Source organism: Flavobacterium branchiophilum NBRC 15030 = ATCC 35035 (assembly GCF_002217205.1).
Taxonomy (GTDB): Bacteria; Bacteroidota; Bacteroidia; order Flavobacteriales; family Flavobacteriaceae; genus Flavobacterium; species Flavobacterium branchiophilum.
Genome location: NZ_MUGT01000045.1, coordinates 1 through 17,270 on the forward strand (window position 1 = coordinate 1; position 17,270 = coordinate 17,270).

Consider the following 17,270-nt stretch of genomic DNA (forward strand, 5'->3'; position numbering starts at 1 on the left):
ATCTTTGGACTATTTTATACCAAACACTTATATAAAATAGTCTAAAAATGCAATGCTATTTTTTTTCAAGATTTTATAAAAAAATCATTTCATAGCTGGGCTACGTAATTATTTTTTTGTGAAATATTTGGAGAAAAAGAGCTAGCAGATTGGGCTATTTTATATGAGTGTTTGGTATTATAAATATATTTGGTATTAAAATAATGTTGTTTATGGTGTGATTTGGTATAGAAAATGCTCTAAAAACAATTTGATTTAAGGGCTACTTTTTTTACCAATTCATTCGGGTTTTTAGTTGTTCAATATGTGCCAAATGATGTTTACCGTGCCAAGCATACGTCCCAATGATTTCTTTGATGCTAAAAGATTTTTGGTGTTCTGGATGAATAAAAGTACGATTGAGCTCCGATGCTGATAGCGATTGTAATAGATATTCAAACCGATAGTGCAGGGCTTTTAATAAAGCGATTGAACTCTCAATGGGCATTTCTACATTGTCTTTGCCCATAGCCCAGCGGTCTTCATAATAATATTTGATGGTGGGTTCCTCCTCTGTTAGTGCCCATTTGATGCGAATAAAACAATTGATATGACTATCTACACAATGATGTACAACTTGCCTTATTGTCCAGCCATCTGGTCTATATGGAGTGTCTAATTGATCGGCTGTTAATGATGCAACGGCTTGTTCTAAAGCAGTGGGAAATGCAGCAAGTATTGCAATTTGATTGGCAATATAGGCTGGAGTATATGTTTCAGGTGCTACAAATTTCCCTATTGGATATTGTAATTGTTCTAAATTTTGGTCCATTTTTTTTAAATTTATAGGTGTGTCAGTTTTGCTAAATAATCATAATGTGTTCCTTCCAAAATCAATTCACAATGCAAACCCATAGAAAGGGCTACATTTTGAAGGGTTTGAAAATCAATATACATCCATTGGAATGGTTTTTCTTTTTTACCCTTATAAGTAATATCAAAAACAACTTCGCCATAATACTCAAAGTCAGATGGTATCCATTTACCTCCATCGTCATCCTCGTCAAACATATAAATAATATCAGAACTGTCTAATAATATTTGTCCATTAGTTTTCATCAAACTTTTCAATTTTATTAAAAAACCCTTCATTTTTGATAATCTACCACACATTCCGGCACCATTCATAAGCAAAAGTATAGTATCAAAAGCTTGGTTTTCCATATCCATAACATCTTGAACAATGGCTTTTTGACAACCTCGAAGGCTACAGGCTTGTATAGCATTTGGCGAAATATCGATGCTGGTAACATCTAAATTTTGATTGTTTTGCAAGTAAAGCGAATGGCTACCTGCTCCACAGCCCACATCGAGAACCGTACCAAAAGATAGGGCTAATGCCGTTTGTTCTAAAGCTGGCATGTCTTCAAAATTCCTAAATAAATAAGCTACCGACATTTCGTCTGCTTCAGAAATGGTCGTTTCTGTAATTAAATTTTCGGGGGCATTATGGGTTTGGTAATCTAAAATAGCAGTTCCAAAAAGGTCTTTCATTTTTATATTGATTAAATGTTTAATACATTTGCTTTTTAAGTCCAATTTCAAAACCATAAGCCGCTATGATTTCGCCAACTGAATTACAAAAACTTGCCAAAGATAAGCAAAATGAAAACAAAAAGTATTTTGAAAAATTAAAAAAGAAAACACCCAAAAATTTGGATTATTTGATGCAAGAATTACACAACGACACATTTAAAAAAACGGATTGTTTGTTGTGTGCCAATTGCTGTAAAACAACGGGGCCTCTTTTTACATCGGCTGATATTGAGCGGATTGCAAAATATTTGAAAATAAAACCCCAACAGTTTATTTCACAGTTTTTAAGAATTGATGAAGAAAATGATTATGTTTTGCAACAAGTACCTTGTCATTTTTTAAATAGCGACAACACTTGTTTGATTTATGAGGTAAGACCAAAAGCTTGTAGAGAATTTCCTCATACGGATAGAAAAAAATTCCAACAAATCACAAATTTAACGTTGCTAAACGTTGCTATTTGTCCTGCTGCTTTTGAAATTGTAGAAGCTATGAAAAAGAAAATAGTATTGTGAATGGAAGTTAGAGGGTAGAAGCAAGAAGATAGAAGCAAGAGGATAGAAGTAAGAATTTAGAGGGTAGAAATAAGAAGTTAGAAGCAAGTGGATTGGAGCAAGAAGTTTTAGATTTTAAAATATAGTAAATACCTTATAATATTTAATTTTTATTTGACTGTCCGAAACACATTCTAAATTGTCAAAGTACATTGTTTAGTTTGAGTCTTGGTATGAAATGAACCTCGCTAAGTTGCATATTTGTAATGAAAAGAATAATTTAAAAAAGCTTAATAAATAAAAAGTTCTTTAGAGAAAAGTGTAGCTATTTGTTGTTTGTTGCAGATGTTTGCACCCCGACCTGAACGGAGCTCTTTTTTTCTTGCCGCTATACGGTTTTATGGTTTGCGGCAAGAAAAAAAAGCGGGAGTGGAGGGCGGATTAGGTGCCCAAAATATTATTTTGTGTTGGTAATTTCTCTAAATATACTTTCTAAATTTTTATTTTTTTGTAATAATTGCAGTGTTTTTAAACCGTTTTTTTGTGCGAAATCAAATATGCTTGCCCGCATATCTTGATCGGCTACAAAGGTCAGTTCCCAGGTCATGTCGTGGATGTTTTTTAATGATTTGAGGTTTGGGAGTGTGGCCAATAACTGTTTTTCGACCATAAAATCAAACTCGACTTCAAGAATTTGTTCGTTGTCTTCGGATATGAGTTTGGTAAGTTTTTTATCGGTTACAATTTTTCCGTGGTTGATAATGATGACCCTGTCGCAAATGGCTTCTACTTCTTGCATGATGTGTGTCGAGAGGAATACGGTTTTATTCTGGCCAACATTTTGTATTAAATTTCGTATTTCTACCAATTGATTGGGGTCCAAACCTGTGGTGGGTTCGTCTAAAATAAGTACTTCTGGATTGTGCAATAAGGCATTGGCAAGTCCTACTCTTTGTCTGAATCCTTTGGATAATTGCCCTATTTTTTTATGACTTTCTACCGATAAACCCGTTAATTCGATCACTTCGTTGATGCGATTTTGTGAGATTTTATAAATATTGGCATTAAATTCAAGATATTCTCTTACGTATAAATCTAAATATAAAGGGTTATGCTCTGGCAAATACCCTACTGATTGTTGTACTGCTTTTTGCTCTAGTTGCACATCAAAATGATTGACAAAAGCTGTTCCTTCAGTAGGTTTAAGGTAAGTTGTAAGTATTTTCATTAATGTGGATTTTCCTGCCCCATTTGGCCCCAAAAAACCAACGATTTCTCCCTTTTCTATCGTAAACGATATGTTGTCGAGGGCTTTTTGTGTGCCATAAGTTTTAGAAATATTTTTGACTTCGATAGCCATAATGTAAGTTTTTTTGTGATTAAAAAAATGATGTTGGATTTAGAAAAACAGTTTCAAAATGGGGTTATTTTAAAACTGTTTTTGTGATTATACTCTGCCTTTTAAGGAACTAAAAACCCAAGCATTTGCTAAAAAGCCAATGCCTACGGCCGCAAAACCCCAGCCAGAATCTTCGTATCTAAAAGCTCCCAAACAAATTAATAAGACGCCCATTATGACCATTATCAAGGTGGCCCAACCCAAAATGGAGTTTTTATTCATTCCCATAGTATTAGTTTTTTAGTATTGCAAATATCGTTGTTTTTTAAATTTAATAAGGACAAAATTAAAAAAAACTTCTCTATTCCAAACATTTCTATAAAGTGGTTCGTTCCATAGGTTCTTTTTGCTAAAATGTGCCAAATAATATATGGTCGATGACTATTTTTGTAAAAATAGTCATTGAAAATGGTACTAAAAATGTACGTCCCCCTTTTTGATACACTAAATATTGTGCCTTGTTAAATTTTTTTATTAAGTTATATTTTACAAAAATATTATTATTGAAATATATGTTTATAATTTATTTTGTAAATTTTTTATTTCATCTCTTAGTTTAGCGGCTTCAATAAAATCCAATGCCTTGGCTGCTTTTTCCATGGCTTTTCGCTTGTCTTTGATTTCTTTTTCTATTTGTGGTTTGGTCAAATAGGTGTTTTGTGGCTCGGCAGCCACATTTGGGGCGAGTCCTAATTCTTGTTCTACCAATGGATTTTTCAAAAAAGTTTGGTCAATTTTTTTGTTCAATGCCGTTGGGACCAAATGATTTTGGGTGTTGAAATTGATTTGTTTTGTGCGTCTGTATTCGGTTTCATCTATTGTTTTTTGCATGCTGTCGGTTATTTTATCGGCATACAAAATGGCTTTGCCATTCACGTTTCGAGCCGCTCTACCTATGGTTTGTGTCAAGGAGCGGTGGCTTCGCAAAAAACCTTCTTTGTCGGCATCCAAAATAGCTACTAGCGATACTTCTGGCAAATCCAATCCTTCTCTAAGTAAATTTACACCAATTAACACGTCAAAAATTCCTTTTCTTAAATCTTGCATAATTTCTATCCGCTCCAACGTATCTACTTCAGAATGGATGTAGCGGCAGCGTATTGCTACTTTTGTAAGGTATTTTGTTAGCTCTTCGGCCATTCTTTTGGTCAGTGTAGTTACCAAAACCCTTTCATCTTTTTCGGCTCTAATTTGAATTTCTTCAATCAAATCGTCTATTTGATTCAAACTTGGTCTGATTTCTATTACAGGGTCTATAAGTCCTGTGGGTCTTATTATTTGTTCTACATACACTCCTCCCGATTTTTGTAATTCATAGTCGGCTGGCGTTGCCGATACATAAATCACTTGATTTTGCATGGCTTCAAACTCCTCAAATTTCAGGGGTCTGTTGTCCATAGCAGCAGGCAGTCTAAACCCGTATTCCACCAAGTTCTCTTTCCGAGAACGGTCGCCGCCATACATGGCATGCACCTGCGATATCGTAACATGACTTTCGTCTATAACCATCAAAAAATCTTTTGGAAAATAATCTATCAAACAAAACGGACGTGTCCCAGCCGCTCTGCCATCTAAATACCTAGAATAATTTTCAATACCAGAGCAATACCCCAACTCCCTAATCATCTCCAAATCAAAATTCGTTCGTTCTTCTAATCGTTTGGCTTCCAAATGCTTACCTATTTCCTTGAAATAGGCCACTTGTTTTACCAAATCTTGCTGGATTTCCCAAATCGCTTGTTGCAACACATCGGGCGAGGTTACAAACATATTGGCTGGATAAATGGTTAGCTTGTCAAACTTTTCTATAATTTTAGCCGTTTTCAAATCAAATGATTCCATTTCTTCTATTTCGTCACCAAAAAAATGGATTCTAAAACCCTCATCGGCATAACTAGGATATATATCTACCGTGTCGCCTTTTATCCGAAAGTTGCCTGGCAAAAAAGCTTCTTCCGTCCTCGAATACAAACTTTGAACCAATTGATGCAATAATTTGGTTCTAGACAGCACTTGCCCTGTTTCTAATGGAATCACATTACGTTGAAACTCTACTGGGTTTCCAATACCGTAAAGGCATGATACAGAGGCTACTACAATAATATCTCGTCGTCCAGACAATAATGATGCCGTAGTACTCATTCGCATTTTTTCCAATTCGTCATTTATAGACAAATCTTTCTCAATATACACTCCCGTTACTGGCATAAAAGCTTCGGGCTGGTAATAATCGTAATACGAAACAAAATATTCCACAGCATTATTAGGAAAAAACTGCTTAAATTCTGAATACAATTGTGCCGCCAATGTTTTATTGTGGGCCAATACCAACGTAGGACGTTGTGTTTTTTCTATTACATTGGCAATCGTAAATGTCTTCCCAGACCCCGTAACCCCCAAAAGGGTTTGGTATTTTTCTTGATCTTCAACCCCATTACACAGCAATTGTATTGCCTGTGGTTGATCGCCTTTGGGCTGATAATCAGAAACTACTTTAAATTTCATGGTTTATTTAGGATTTCAATTGCTATTATGGTCAAATAAAAAACAGGCAAAACAAGTTACTTTTTTCAATATGGGCATGCCCCTCCGTAAACTACGGGTCGGGCTATTCGTTTCAATCTTTTTTGGCCCCAAAAAAAAGGGCCAAAAAAGGATTTCCACTGCTATCCCTCATGCAAAAAACGCTAATAAAAAAAACAAAATTAGTGCTATCAAGAACACCTATTCTAAAAAATATTAGACACAAACATAAAGCTATTCAATACCAATCCTTAATTTAGTAGAGTAGGAGCAACCTCAATATAAAAAAACTGGGTGTGTTAAAAAAAAAGACCTACGGCTCTCTTCACTTTAGCTCCCCAATTTGGTAAATAATTACATTAAATAATTTACAAAATTTGCTTTTTCATACATACACTTAAAGCATTTCCAACATAGGGTTCGTAATTTTCTGTAATTTGAAACCCCATTTTTTGATACAACTGTATTGCGGCCAATTGTTTGTGTAAGGTTTCTAAAACGGCATATTCAAAGCCTAAACTAACACCCCAATTTTCCAATGCGTCCAATATTGCAACAGCCAAGCCTTTGCCTCTAGCTTCAGGTCTAACATACATCCTTTTGATTTCCATAGTATTGGAATTGTATTTCTTAAAACAACCACATGCCACGGGTTGTTGGTTTTCATACAAAACCAACACATTCGGATTGTATTCTATGATGTTGTTTTGCCAATATTGCTGCCCTTCTGTTGGGTATTTTTGCCACAAATATTGATCTAATTCATGATAAAGCCCAATAAAATCAGGATTATCACTATTTGTTTTCATACATTCTATCATGTCTTTTTACGCTATTAATTCTTTAATTTCATCAAAGTTTAATCCGCCATAATTGCCCGAACTCATCAATAATAAAGCCGTTTCATTCAAATCTTGTTCAAACAAAAACGCTTTAAAAGCATCAGGGTGGGTGTAAATAATCAAATCATTTCTTTCAAACGAGTCCGCAATTTGCTGATAAGTAACCTCTTCTAATTGCTTGATTTTAACAGCATCGGGCGAATAAAAAACTACTGCTACATCTGCAGCATCTAAAGCACCTTTGTATTCTTTCAAAAATGCAGCATTCAAACTGCTATATGTGTGCAATTCCAAACAGGCAATTAATTGTCTATCAGGATATTGTTCTTTTACGGCCTTGGTTGTAGCTGCTACTTTACTTGGCGAATGGGCAAAATCTTTGTATGCAACTTTATGTTTACTTTCGGCAATTTTTTCTAATCTTTTCGAAGCTCCTTTAAAACTGGCAATGGCCTCATAAAAATCGGCTTCATCTATACCCATATTTTGACAAACCCATTTGGCTCCTGCCAAATTATTCAAATTATGAGCCCCAAAAACAGCAATTGGCATGTTACCTTCTGGCGTTTCCAAAAGTGTTATGCCATTTTCAACAATATAATTTGGTGTGTTGTAGGGTATTTTTCTGATAGGATGCGTGGTGTTCTCGGCTATTCTTTTAACTTCGGCATCCTCTTCATTGTAAACTAATATGCCTCCATTGGTAATTTTTTCAATAAAAATGTCAAACTGGGCTACATAGTTTTCATAAGTAGGAAATACATTGATGTGGTCCCAGGCTATACCCGAAATTAACGCAATATTGGGTTGGTATAAATGAAATTTTGGACGTCGATCCATTGGCGAAGACAAATATTCATCGCCTTCCAAAACAATAAAATCATTTTCTTTTGTCAAATGAACCATCGTATCAAATCCTTCTAATTGTGCCCCCACCATATAATCTACCGCCACTTGATGGTAGTGCATCACATGCAAAATCATAGAGGTAATGGTTGTTTTTCCATGCGAACCACCAATAACCACACGGGTTTTGTCTTTGGATTGTTCGTATAAAAATTCTGGATAAGAATATATTTTCAAACCCAATGCTTGTGCTTTTAACAACTCAGGATTATCTGCCTTGGCATGCATTCCTAAAATAATAGCTTCTATACCCGAAGTAATTTTTTCTGGAAACCATCCCATTTGTGCTGGCAATAGGCCTTTAGCTTGCAATCGGGTTTTTGAGGGTTCAAAAATAGCGTCATCGCTTCCCGTAACTTGATACCCTTTTTGATGTAAGGCTAATGCTAAATTGTGCATGGCACTTCCACCAATGGCTATAAAATGTGTTCTCATGTTGTCTTTTTTTTTAACTGCGTTCAAATTGTTCTTTCAATTTTTTGGCCTTGTTGTAGTCTTTTAATTTGTAGTAATAAACTTGGTATAATTTCTGAAAAGCTGTTTTAGATTTTCCAATTTCAAAAGCATTCTGATAGGATTCTGCCGCTTTCAAATACCGTTTAAAATATTCATCTATATGACCAAAGGCTAAATACCCATCTATTTTGGATATTTGCATCAACTGATTGGCATAAATTCGGGCTTTTTTTTCACTACCTCCCACAATACCAGGAAGTTGCAAGTATAATTCTATCAAGGCCCATCGGGCTTCTAAGTGATTTGGATTTAAAACAATTGCTTTTTCAAACGACATTTTAATATCATCAATCATTCCCAGCGCCTTAAATTTATTAGCCTCTTTTGCTTTCATCCCTAAAACACCCCCACATTTATACCAATAATTGGCCTCATTTGGAAAACTTTTCTTTAAAAGGGTATAGTATTTTAAGGCTTCATCCCAGTTTTTTAACTGACCAAATACATCTCCTAATAGTTCTATTGATTTGTAATGCTTTGGTTGCTCTTTTATGATCAATTCCAATATCGACTTGCATTGGTCATATTTGCCTTGAGCATACAATTGTTGTGCTTGTTCAAAACTGGGCAAATTTTTATTTTCAACAATTGAAAAGCCACTGCAAATGGTCAAACAAACGGTGCTAATTAAACTAAAAAGATATAATTTGAATGGTTTCATACTATGAAATATAATCTAAACAACGTTCTAAAGCCATTCCTCTCGACCCTTTTATCAGAATGATATTGTCTTGTAATGTTACATTTTGTAAATAGTTTTTTAATTGATCAAATGTCTCAAAAAAATATCTATTTTTCTGTTCCATTTTTGCTTCAAAAAATGATTTACCTACAAAAATACATGTTATATTGAGATGATTGTCTAATTTTTGAATCAATGCTTGATGCTCTAAATAACTTTCATTTCCTAGTTCAAACATGTCGCCTAATATCAACAATTTTGGTTTTTTATCCAATTGCAAAAAATTATCTATAGCCACAGTCATACTGCTTGGATTGGCATTATAGGCATCCAAAATAATGTCGTTTGTTCCTTTTTTTAACAATTGCGATCTATTATTTTCAGGTATATAGGCTTCAATAGCGGCTTTTATTTTATCATTTGATATGCCAAGGCATTGTCCAATGGCTACTGCAGCTTGAATGTTATTGGCATTATACAATCCAATTAAATGGGAGTTTATGGTAGTACCATCAAAAGAAATGGAAACAAACGGCTTGGCTTGTATGGCGGTAATGTTTGTACTGGCAAGGTTTTTTTTCAAACCAAAAGTAATTGGATTGATGCCCGAAGCATTCAAAACTTGAAGGCTGTCGTCTAAATTTACAACAGCTGTTTTGTTGTTATTTTTTAAAAATTGGTACAACTCACTTTTGCCTTTGATAACACCTTCTACACCACCAAAACCTTCTAAATGGGCTTTGCCAAAATTGGTTATATATCCATAATCGGGTAGGGCAATACTACACAAAAAAGCAATTTCGTTTACATGATTAGCTCCCATTTCTACAATACCAATTTGCGTTTTGGTTGTAAAACTCAGTAAGGTAAGAGGTACTCCTATATGATTATTTAAATTACCTAAAGTAGCTTTTGTATTAAATTGACTTGAAACAACAGCATTTATAAGTTCTTTTGTAGTGGTTTTTCCATTACTTCCAGTCAGTGCTATGATAGGAATTTTCAAATATTGCCTGTGGTATTTTGCTAATTGTTGAAGCGTTTCTAAACTATTTTCAACCAAAATGGTTCGCTCATCAATATAATATTGAGGATTATCGATAACAACGAACAAAGCTCCTTTTGTTAATGCCTCTGCTGCAAAACTATTGGCATCAAATTGTGTTCCTTTGATTGCAACAAAAAAAGAACCCGAATTGATTTTTCGAGTATCAATTGAAATAGCGTTGCATTGTAAAAATTTCTCGTGTAAGTCTTTAATTTCCATGACTACAAATATAAAAAAAAGCCCTTAAAGAAGGGCTTTTTTAGTTTTTTTTATGTTTTAATTTTTAAGTTTTCCACTAACTGTTTTTTTGTTAGATTTTGGACCCGTTTTAGACATAGCACATCTAAACCCGATGTAATCTGTTGCCATATCTTGTGGGAAATACCTTCTTTGAGCAGGATCTAACCAATATGCTCTATCTCTCCAAGAACCTCCTTTATAAACTCTTACATGATCATCAACTAAAGTTGTTCTTTTAGAAGAGCGGTCGTATTTTCTAATCATATTACCTAAACTGTCTGTACTAACATTGTGTTCAGGCGAATCATACATTTTTTGTTTTTCTAAAGTAGCTTTGTCTAGCTCTTCTTCTGAAGTTCCAAATTTATAAAAACGGCTCGATTGTCTGTCTCCATCTCTATAATTGATGTTGTTACTTTTGTCAAAATTTTGTCTCAAATAAGTTTCATTTTCATCAACTGGAACTTGAGCAATTTGGCCTGGGAAATTTTTTGCTATCACTTTTCCATTTGGCATTGTATCAAATTTTTGATTGGCCGCCGAAACGATTTCTACTTTTCCGTCTGTACCAATTTTGTTTTTCATATACACGTTACCTCTAAAATAGTTAAAGTCGTTAGCTTCATCATCTACTATAGGTCTGTAAACATCGGCAACCCACTCTGCAACGTTTCCAGCCATATCATACAATCCAAAATCATTTGGTGGATATGCTTTTACTACTTGAGTAATATCTGCTCCGTCGTCTGACCATCCAGCTACTCCTCCATAATCACCTTTTCCTTGTTTGAAATTAGCTAACTGATCGCCTTTTACTTTTCTTTTTCCAGAACGAGTATAACTTCCAGACCAAGGATATTTTTTCTGACCTTTGTATAAATTGTATTCTCTTTGTCCAATATCTGCTGCTGCTGCATATTCCCATTCAGCTTCAGTAGGAAGCCTGTATTCTGGAAGTATGATTCCAGATGAACGTTTTGCATACACACCTGTTGGCGGATTTGAACTTCCGTTTGCACCAGTTGTTGGTGCTGCTTTTCCGTTTTTACCTTTCAAAACAATTTTATCGTCGCCACCATACGTTTTAGATGGTGCAGCTAAATAAGTTTCAGTATTAAAGGTAGCATCCGCTTTAGCATCTGTAACCTTGGCATCTCTTTTCAAATAGCCTTCTTTCTCCAACACAGATTCGTTTACACGATCGGTTCTCCATTTGGCAAATTCTGTTGCTTGAATCCAATTTACACCTACTACCGGATAATTAGCATAAGCAGGATGACGCAAATAATAATTGGTCATGGTTTCATTATAGCCTAACCTGTTTCTCCAAACCAATGTATCTGGCGAAGCTCCTTCGTAAATGTTTTTGTAATTAGCTTTTGTAGGTGGAAATACCCTTTTTAACCAATCCAAGTATTCCAAATACATGAAATTGGTAACTTCGGTTTCGTCCATGTAAAATGATTGTACGTGTTGTTGTACAGGGGTGTTGTTCCAATCGTGCATCACGTCATCTTGTACTTTACCCATTGTAAAAGTACCACCTTCTACCTCTACTAATCCAGGAGCAGTCATTTGCTTTTTGAATTTTGTATTGTATTGGAAACCTCCTTTTTTATCATTCACCTTCCACCCTGTCGATGACGAGGTGTTGCTTGAATTTGATTGTTTACTACAACTAGTAAGACCTATTATTATGGCAGATGCACATAATAATTTAAGACTAATAATGTTTTTCACTTTCATATTAAGTAGCTAATAATTTGGGTGCAAGTTAAGAATATTGTCTTATATTGCAACACTTTTTTTTAAATAATTATTTTTTTTTATTTTCAAACGCTTTCTATATTGCAGAAAACGCTATTTTTGTTGTTTTATTGTTTTAAAAAAATAAAAATTTTTTATAATATTGACGTGCTATTAGCGTTACCTTTCTATATGAAAAAAATTGGATTGCTTATTTTTTGTGGGTTCTATTTTACGGGTTTTGCTCAATTATCGGGCAATATAAACCTCAATTGGTCGTGGAATCAAAACGTGTCTTATGGTAATTTTCAATTGAATCTTCCTCAATTTGATCGGGATAAAATGTATTTTGATGTTCAGAAAAAACAAATTTTCTTTGTTCAAATGCTTCCTTCAAATACTTTTTATCAGCCTGAGGCTATACAAATTCAAAAGGTTGTACTTGAAAATGTTGCAGCAGATGCTTTGGGCGACTTGGATTTGACTAAAATTCCCTCCGAAATTGAACCTCAGTTTGAAAACATCCAATCCAGAGACGAATCTTTTGTTCGATTGACTTTCAATCCTATTATAAAAAAAAATAACCAATATCAAATGGTCAGGTCGCTCGATTATCAATTTAATCCTTCCAAAGCCAAAACTCAAGCGGGTACTTTTCAAAATTATGCCATAGTCAATTCGGTATTGTCTTCGGGTGAATGGTATCGTTTTTATGTTCAAAAATCGGGCGTTTATAAAATAGATAAAGCTTTTTTACAACAGCTGGGCATCAATGTTGGGGCTATCAATCCCAAAAATGTGAAATTATATGGCAATGGTGGTAAAATGTTGCCATTAAGTAACAATATTGATTATCCAAATGATATAACAGAAAATGCCATCCAAGTGGTTGGCGAAGATGATGGTGTTTTTAATGATTCAGATTATATATTATTTTATGCAGAAGGTGTTGATAATTGGAATCAGGAAAGTAATACTTTTGTTAATTTATATAGCGATAAATCTTATTATTATATCAATTTAGCAAGCGACCCAGGCAAAAGAATTCAAAATTACCAACAACCCATTGCCAACGCTACCCAAACCTTGAACAGTTTTGACGACGTGGTATATCATGAAGAAGATTTAATCAACATCGGAAAATTAGGCAGAACTTGGTATGGAGAATCATTTGAAGTGAATAATGATCAAACTTTTGATTTTAATATTCCAAATATAGTGCCCAATTCAAATATTTTTTCAGAAATAAATTTGGCTTCAAATGGCGAAAATTATACTAAATTTAATATAAAAATCAACGGAGTATCCTATAACGATGTGGATTTATATCCTATTGGCAGCAGTGGAACTTATAACGAGTCCAATGCCTATAACTACATCAGTGCAACAGAAAATGTGTCTATAAATTTGAAATATGAAAATAATGGTGTGCCTATTTCTATTGGATATTTGAATTTCATCAAACTCAATTGTCAACGTTATTTAAAAGGTTTTGGCAAACAATTTCGTTTTCAGCTACAAAATCAAAGTAACACGGTGGGGTTATATGAAATAGCCAATGCCAACAACCTTACCCAAGTATGGGACATTTCGGATATATATAATGTATCAAAAATTACAAATAACAACCAGAGTTTAATTAGTTTTAAAGCCCATTTGCAACAAAACACCCATTTTATAGCCATAGATCCTTCAGATTATTATTTGCCATTAAAAGAAGCACAAACCCGAGTAACCAATCAAGATTTGAAAGGAAGTATTTTTAAAAATACCAATGGACAATTTCAAGATATAGATTATTTGATAATTACCCCATCATTTTTATACCCACAAGCCGAAAAATTAGCTAATTTTCATAGAAATTATGCCAGTCTCAATGTTAAAGTTGTCCCATTGGAACAAATTTATCAAGAGTTTGCATCGGGTAAACAAGATATTGGTGCGATACGTAATTTTGTAAAATATGTGTATTTTAATGCCTCGTCCAATAGCTCAAAAGTTCAATATTTGAATTTGTTTGGCGATGCGTCTTATGATTTTAAAAACAAAATTCCAGCAGCATTAAATACCAATATTGTGCCTATATACCATGCCTTGAGAGGCAACTCTTTAGGCGAATCGTCGTTTGCAACCGATGATTTTTTTGGGATGATGGATGCTAATGAAGGCGATAATTTTGCCTATGGATCAAATGGATTAGATGTAGCCGTTGGTAGGATGATTGTAAGCAACAACCAGCAAGCCGACGATATGGTAAATAAAGTAATGGCATACCATGACATAAAATCTTATGGAAGTTGGCGTAATAATTATGTATATATTGCCGATGATATAGACAAAATTTCTGATGCCTCATTAGAAGTAGTTCAAAATCAAGTGGCAGACGAACTTTGGCTCAACAAGCCATTTATGAATATTAATAAAATTATTTTAGATTCTTATGTGCAAGAGTCATCAGCAGGAGGATTTAGGTATCCAAAAGCCAAACAAGACATATATAATGCCTTTGAGAAAGGAGCATTGGTTTTTAATTATTTAGGACACGGAGGCGAAGATGGTTTGGCTCAAGAAAGATTATGGGAAAAATCAACAGGTCAAAATTTGTTCAATCCTAATAAATTTCCATTGTTTATAACCCTTACTTGTGATTTTTCTAGATTTGACAATCCGTATAAAAAAACAGCAGGCGAATATACTTATTGGAATCCAAATGGCGGAGCAATAGCCATGATTACAACCGTTAGAGAAGTGAGCCAAGCAGGAGCCGAGGCTTTTAATTTTGAATTGAATAAGCAATTATTTGGCTTTAATCAATCGACTTATCCCTCCATTGGCGAAGCCTTGAGAAGAGCAAAAAATATAGCTTCGGCCAGTGCCAAAGTCATTTTTTGTTTAGGCGACCCTGCCTTGAAACTGGCCATACCACAATCTAAAATAGTGCTAACCAAAGTTAATGATATGCCCATTACTGGAGCAATAGACGATTTTAAAGCTTTGTCCTACATCAAACTTTCTGGCGAAATATTAAACGAATCCAATCAATTTCAATCAACTTACAACGGTGATTTGGCAGTGGCCATTTTTGATAAAAACAGCCAAAAAAGCACCATTGTAAACGATGATATTGGTCAAGTAATGAATTTTACTGCGTTGGGCGAAACAATTTTTCGGGGTAATGCAAATATTGTAAATGGCAAATTTGAATTTGGATTTGTAGTACCACGAGACATTAGAATACCTTTGGGCAATGGCCGAATTAGTTTTTATGCAAAACGAAATCAAATCCTTTTAGACAAAACGGGTTACAATACAGTCATCAAAATTGGAGGCATCAATCCAAATGCTGCTGCCGATACAACGCCACCCAAAGTAAAATTATATATGAATGATCAAACCTTTATCAACGGTGGAATAACCAACGAATCACCCATTTTTTTAGCCTATTTAGACGATGAAAATGGAATCAACACTGCCAGCGGCATAGGACACGACATCATCGGAATTTTAGATGGCAATGAAACAAATCCGTATATTATGAACGATTATTATGAAACCGAACCCGACAATTACAAATTAGGCAAAGTCAAATTTCCTTTTCGTAATTTGAGTGTTGGGCTACATACCATCAAATTCAAAGCATGGGATGTTTATAATAATATTGTAACAGCCGAAATCCAATTTTTAGTCATGGGCAACGACACATTAGCCCTAACCAATGTGTTGAATTATCCTAATCCATTTGTAAGTTACACCCAATTTTGGTTTACACACAACAAACCATTTGAACCATTAGAAGTACAAGTTCAAGTCATGACAGTTTCTGGAAAAGTTGTATGGACACACAACCAAACAATTACTACAGAAGGATTTTTGTCCAGAGAAATCAGCTGGGACGGCAAAGACGATTTTGGCGATAGGCTAGGCAAGGGGGTGTATATTTATAAACTAACAGTAAAATCAAATGTATCCAATACCAAAACAGAAAAATACGAAAAACTTGTAATCCTTTAATAAAATATTATATTTGTAACCAAATTAAAAACACGAATGAAAAAAATAGCTATAATAATCACTTGCGTCATGGCAAGTCAGTTTTCAAAATCGCAAGAGCGAGTGATAACCACAGGAGTACCATTTTTATTAGTAGCAGCAGATGCTCGAGCAGCAGGACTGGGCGATCAGGGGGTTGCTACCTCTGCCGATGCTTATTCACAACAATGGAACCCTTCCAAATATGCGTTTATAACCAAACAACAAGGTTTTTCAGTAAGCTACACCCCATATTTAACTAGTCTAGTAAACGATATCTCTTTAGGTCAAGTAACCTATTATAACAAAATCAACGATCGTAGCGCTTGGGCAGGAAGCCTACGGTACTTTGGTTTAGGCGAAATCGAGTTAAGAGAATATGCCGAACAAACCCCAAATATTGTAAAACCAAATGAGTTAGCAGCCGATGTTTCCTATTCGTTAAAGTTAAGCGAAAGATTTGCCATGGGCGTTAGCGGTAGATTTATCCGATCCAATTTGAAAATTCCAGATGCCACCGGCGATGCCAAACCAGCTTCAACCTTTGCATTTGACATTTCAGGTTTTTATCAATCAGAAGAAGAAGCCTACAACGACTTTAATGGCCGATTAAAATTAGGATTTAATTTACAAAATCTTGGACCAAAAATCAATTATGATAGAAGTGTTGCCGATAAAACCGCCAATTTTTTGCCAGCCAATTTAAAATTAGGTGCAGGATATGATTTTGCTTTTGACGATTATAACAAATTCACCTTGAGTGCAGAAATAGCCAAACTAATGGTGCCAACCCCACAAAACCCTGATTTGAATTTAGACGGTGTTACTACAGCATCCGAATTGCAACAATCCAATTTAGATTATCAAAGTATTGGCTGGACCTCTGGCTTATTCAAATCATTTGGCGATGCACCAAACGGATTAAAAGAAGAAATCAAAGAAGTAACTTATGCTGTAGGAGCCGAGTACAATTATCAAGACTCGTTTGCCATGCGATTAGGCTACTTCCATGAAAGCCCCGACAAAGGAGCCCGAAAATTTTTCTCCTTGGGAGCTGGATTCAAATACACCACCCTAAAAATAGATGTATCCTATTTGTTTAACGCCTCCAACATTAAAAGCCCACTCGAAAATACCCTTCGTTTTTCATTATCATTCTCATTTGGAGACGATTATGACGAATATTAAAATAATTAATAACCAACAATAACACCAATAAAAAAGCCCTAATTTTGAAAAAAAGTAGGGCTTTTTTATACCAAATATATTT

13 protein-coding genes are annotated in these 17,270 nt (G+C 34.6%); 3 read left to right on the forward strand and 10 right to left on the reverse strand.

Features of this window, described 5'->3' with window-relative positions:
- Positions 1–271: 271 nt before the first annotated feature.
- Positions 272–811 carry a YfiT family bacillithiol transferase gene (locus tag B0A58_RS05990; RefSeq protein WP_089080283.1) on the reverse strand — a complete coding sequence of 180 codons (540 nt, stop codon included), beginning with the start codon at positions 809–811 and terminating at the stop codon, positions 272–274.
- An 11-nt stretch (positions 812–822) separates the two neighbouring features.
- Entirely contained in the window at positions 823–1,533 is a 711-nt protein-coding gene (locus B0A58_RS05995) for a class I SAM-dependent methyltransferase (RefSeq protein ID WP_089080301.1), read from the reverse strand.
- A 65-nt stretch (positions 1,534–1,598) separates the two neighbouring features.
- On the opposite strand from B0A58_RS05995, the gene B0A58_RS06000 reads away from it, so the two are divergent.
- Entirely contained in the window at positions 1,599–2,090 is a 492-nt protein-coding gene (locus tag B0A58_RS06000) for a YkgJ family cysteine cluster protein (protein ID WP_089080284.1), read from the forward strand.
- Between the two features lie 436 nt (positions 2,091–2,526).
- On the opposite strand, the gene gldA is transcribed toward B0A58_RS06000, so the two are convergent.
- From gldA to gldJ, 8 genes are all read right to left on the reverse strand, one after another.
- Entirely contained in the window at positions 2,527–3,429 is a 903-nt protein-coding gene (gene gldA, locus B0A58_RS06005) for a gliding motility-associated ABC transporter ATP-binding subunit GldA (RefSeq protein WP_089080285.1), read from the reverse strand.
- An 87-nt stretch (positions 3,430–3,516) separates the two neighbouring features.
- Positions 3,517–3,696 carry a CAL67264 family membrane protein gene (locus tag B0A58_RS06010; RefSeq protein WP_014083682.1) on the reverse strand — a complete coding sequence of 60 codons (180 nt, stop codon included), beginning with the start codon at positions 3,694–3,696 and terminating at the stop codon, positions 3,517–3,519.
- 288 nt (positions 3,697–3,984) lie between these two features.
- The gene (gene uvrB, locus B0A58_RS06015) at positions 3,985–5,973 is read right to left on the reverse strand and encodes an excinuclease ABC subunit UvrB (protein WP_089080286.1); all 1,989 of its coding nucleotides are present in this window, start codon (positions 5,971–5,973) and stop codon (positions 3,985–3,987) included.
- A 386-nt stretch (positions 5,974–6,359) separates the two neighbouring features.
- Positions 6,360–6,800 carry a GNAT family N-acetyltransferase gene (locus tag B0A58_RS06025; RefSeq protein ID WP_243389451.1) on the reverse strand — a complete coding sequence of 147 codons (441 nt, stop codon included), beginning with the start codon at positions 6,798–6,800 and terminating at the stop codon, positions 6,360–6,362.
- Between the two features lie 18 nt (positions 6,801–6,818).
- Positions 6,819–8,174, reverse strand: coding sequence for a UDP-N-acetylmuramate--L-alanine ligase (locus B0A58_RS06030; protein ID WP_089080289.1), 1,356 nt, complete (start codon positions 8,172–8,174; stop codon positions 6,819–6,821).
- Between the two features lie 13 nt (positions 8,175–8,187).
- Positions 8,188–8,916 carry a tetratricopeptide repeat protein gene (locus B0A58_RS06035; RefSeq protein WP_089080290.1) on the reverse strand — a complete coding sequence of 243 codons (729 nt, stop codon included), beginning with the start codon at positions 8,914–8,916 and terminating at the stop codon, positions 8,188–8,190.
- Position 8,917: 1 nt separating this feature from the next.
- A complete protein-coding gene (locus B0A58_RS06040) occupies positions 8,918–10,204 on the reverse strand; it encodes a UDP-N-acetylmuramoyl-tripeptide--D-alanyl-D-alanine ligase (RefSeq protein WP_089080291.1) in 1,287 nt (428 codons plus the stop codon).
- A gap of 57 nt (positions 10,205–10,261) precedes the next feature.
- Positions 10,262–11,971 carry a gliding motility lipoprotein GldJ gene (gene gldJ / locus B0A58_RS06045; protein WP_089080292.1) on the reverse strand — a complete coding sequence of 570 codons (1,710 nt, stop codon included), beginning with the start codon at positions 11,969–11,971 and terminating at the stop codon, positions 10,262–10,264.
- A gap of 192 nt (positions 11,972–12,163) precedes the next feature.
- Between gldJ and porU the strand changes: the two genes are divergently transcribed.
- The gene (gene porU / locus B0A58_RS06050; RefSeq protein WP_089080293.1) at positions 12,164–15,982 is read left to right on the forward strand and encodes a type IX secretion system sortase PorU; all 3,819 of its coding nucleotides are present in this window, start codon (positions 12,164–12,166) and stop codon (positions 15,980–15,982) included.
- Positions 15,983–16,018: 36 nt separating this feature from the next.
- Positions 16,019–17,188 (forward strand): type IX secretion system outer membrane channel protein PorV, encoded by a 1,170-nt coding sequence (porV, locus tag B0A58_RS06055; RefSeq protein WP_089080294.1) that lies wholly within the window; start codon positions 16,019–16,021, stop codon positions 17,186–17,188.
- Positions 17,189–17,270: the final 82 nt, after the last annotated feature.

What these genes read in the sequence shown, in the direction of transcription:
- B0A58_RS05990 (WP_089080283.1), bottom strand. Translation starts at nt 811, where the DNA reads ATGGACCAAAATTTAGAACAATTACAATATCCAATAGGGAAATTTGTA.
- B0A58_RS05995 (WP_089080301.1), bottom strand. Translation starts at nt 1,533, where the DNA reads ATGAAAGACCTTTTTGGAACTGCTATTTTAGATTACCAAACCCATAAT.
- B0A58_RS06000 (WP_089080284.1), top strand. Translation starts at nt 1,599, where the DNA reads ATGATTTCGCCAACTGAATTACAAAAACTTGCCAAAGATAAGCAAAAT.
- gldA (WP_089080285.1), bottom strand. Translation starts at nt 3,429, where the DNA reads ATGGCTATCGAAGTCAAAAATATTTCTAAAACTTATGGCACACAAAAA.
- B0A58_RS06010 (WP_014083682.1), bottom strand. Translation starts at nt 3,696, where the DNA reads ATGGGAATGAATAAAAACTCCATTTTGGGTTGGGCCACCTTGATAATG.
- uvrB (WP_089080286.1), bottom strand. Translation starts at nt 5,973, where the DNA reads ATGAAATTTAAAGTAGTTTCTGATTATCAGCCCAAAGGCGATCAACCA.
- B0A58_RS06025 (WP_243389451.1), bottom strand. Translation starts at nt 6,800, where the DNA reads ATGAAAACAAATAGTGATAATCCTGATTTTATTGGGCTTTATCATGAA.
- B0A58_RS06030 (WP_089080289.1), bottom strand. Translation starts at nt 8,174, where the DNA reads ATGAGAACACATTTTATAGCCATTGGTGGAAGTGCCATGCACAATTTA.
- B0A58_RS06035 (WP_089080290.1), bottom strand. Translation starts at nt 8,916, where the DNA reads ATGAAACCATTCAAATTATATCTTTTTAGTTTAATTAGCACCGTTTGT.
- B0A58_RS06040 (WP_089080291.1), bottom strand. Translation starts at nt 10,204, where the DNA reads ATGGAAATTAAAGACTTACACGAGAAATTTTTACAATGCAACGCTATT.
- gldJ (WP_089080292.1), bottom strand. Translation starts at nt 11,971, where the DNA reads ATGAAAGTGAAAAACATTATTAGTCTTAAATTATTATGTGCATCTGCC.
- porU (WP_089080293.1), top strand. Translation starts at nt 12,164, where the DNA reads ATGAAAAAAATTGGATTGCTTATTTTTTGTGGGTTCTATTTTACGGGT.
- porV (WP_089080294.1), top strand. Translation starts at nt 16,019, where the DNA reads ATGAAAAAAATAGCTATAATAATCACTTGCGTCATGGCAAGTCAGTTT.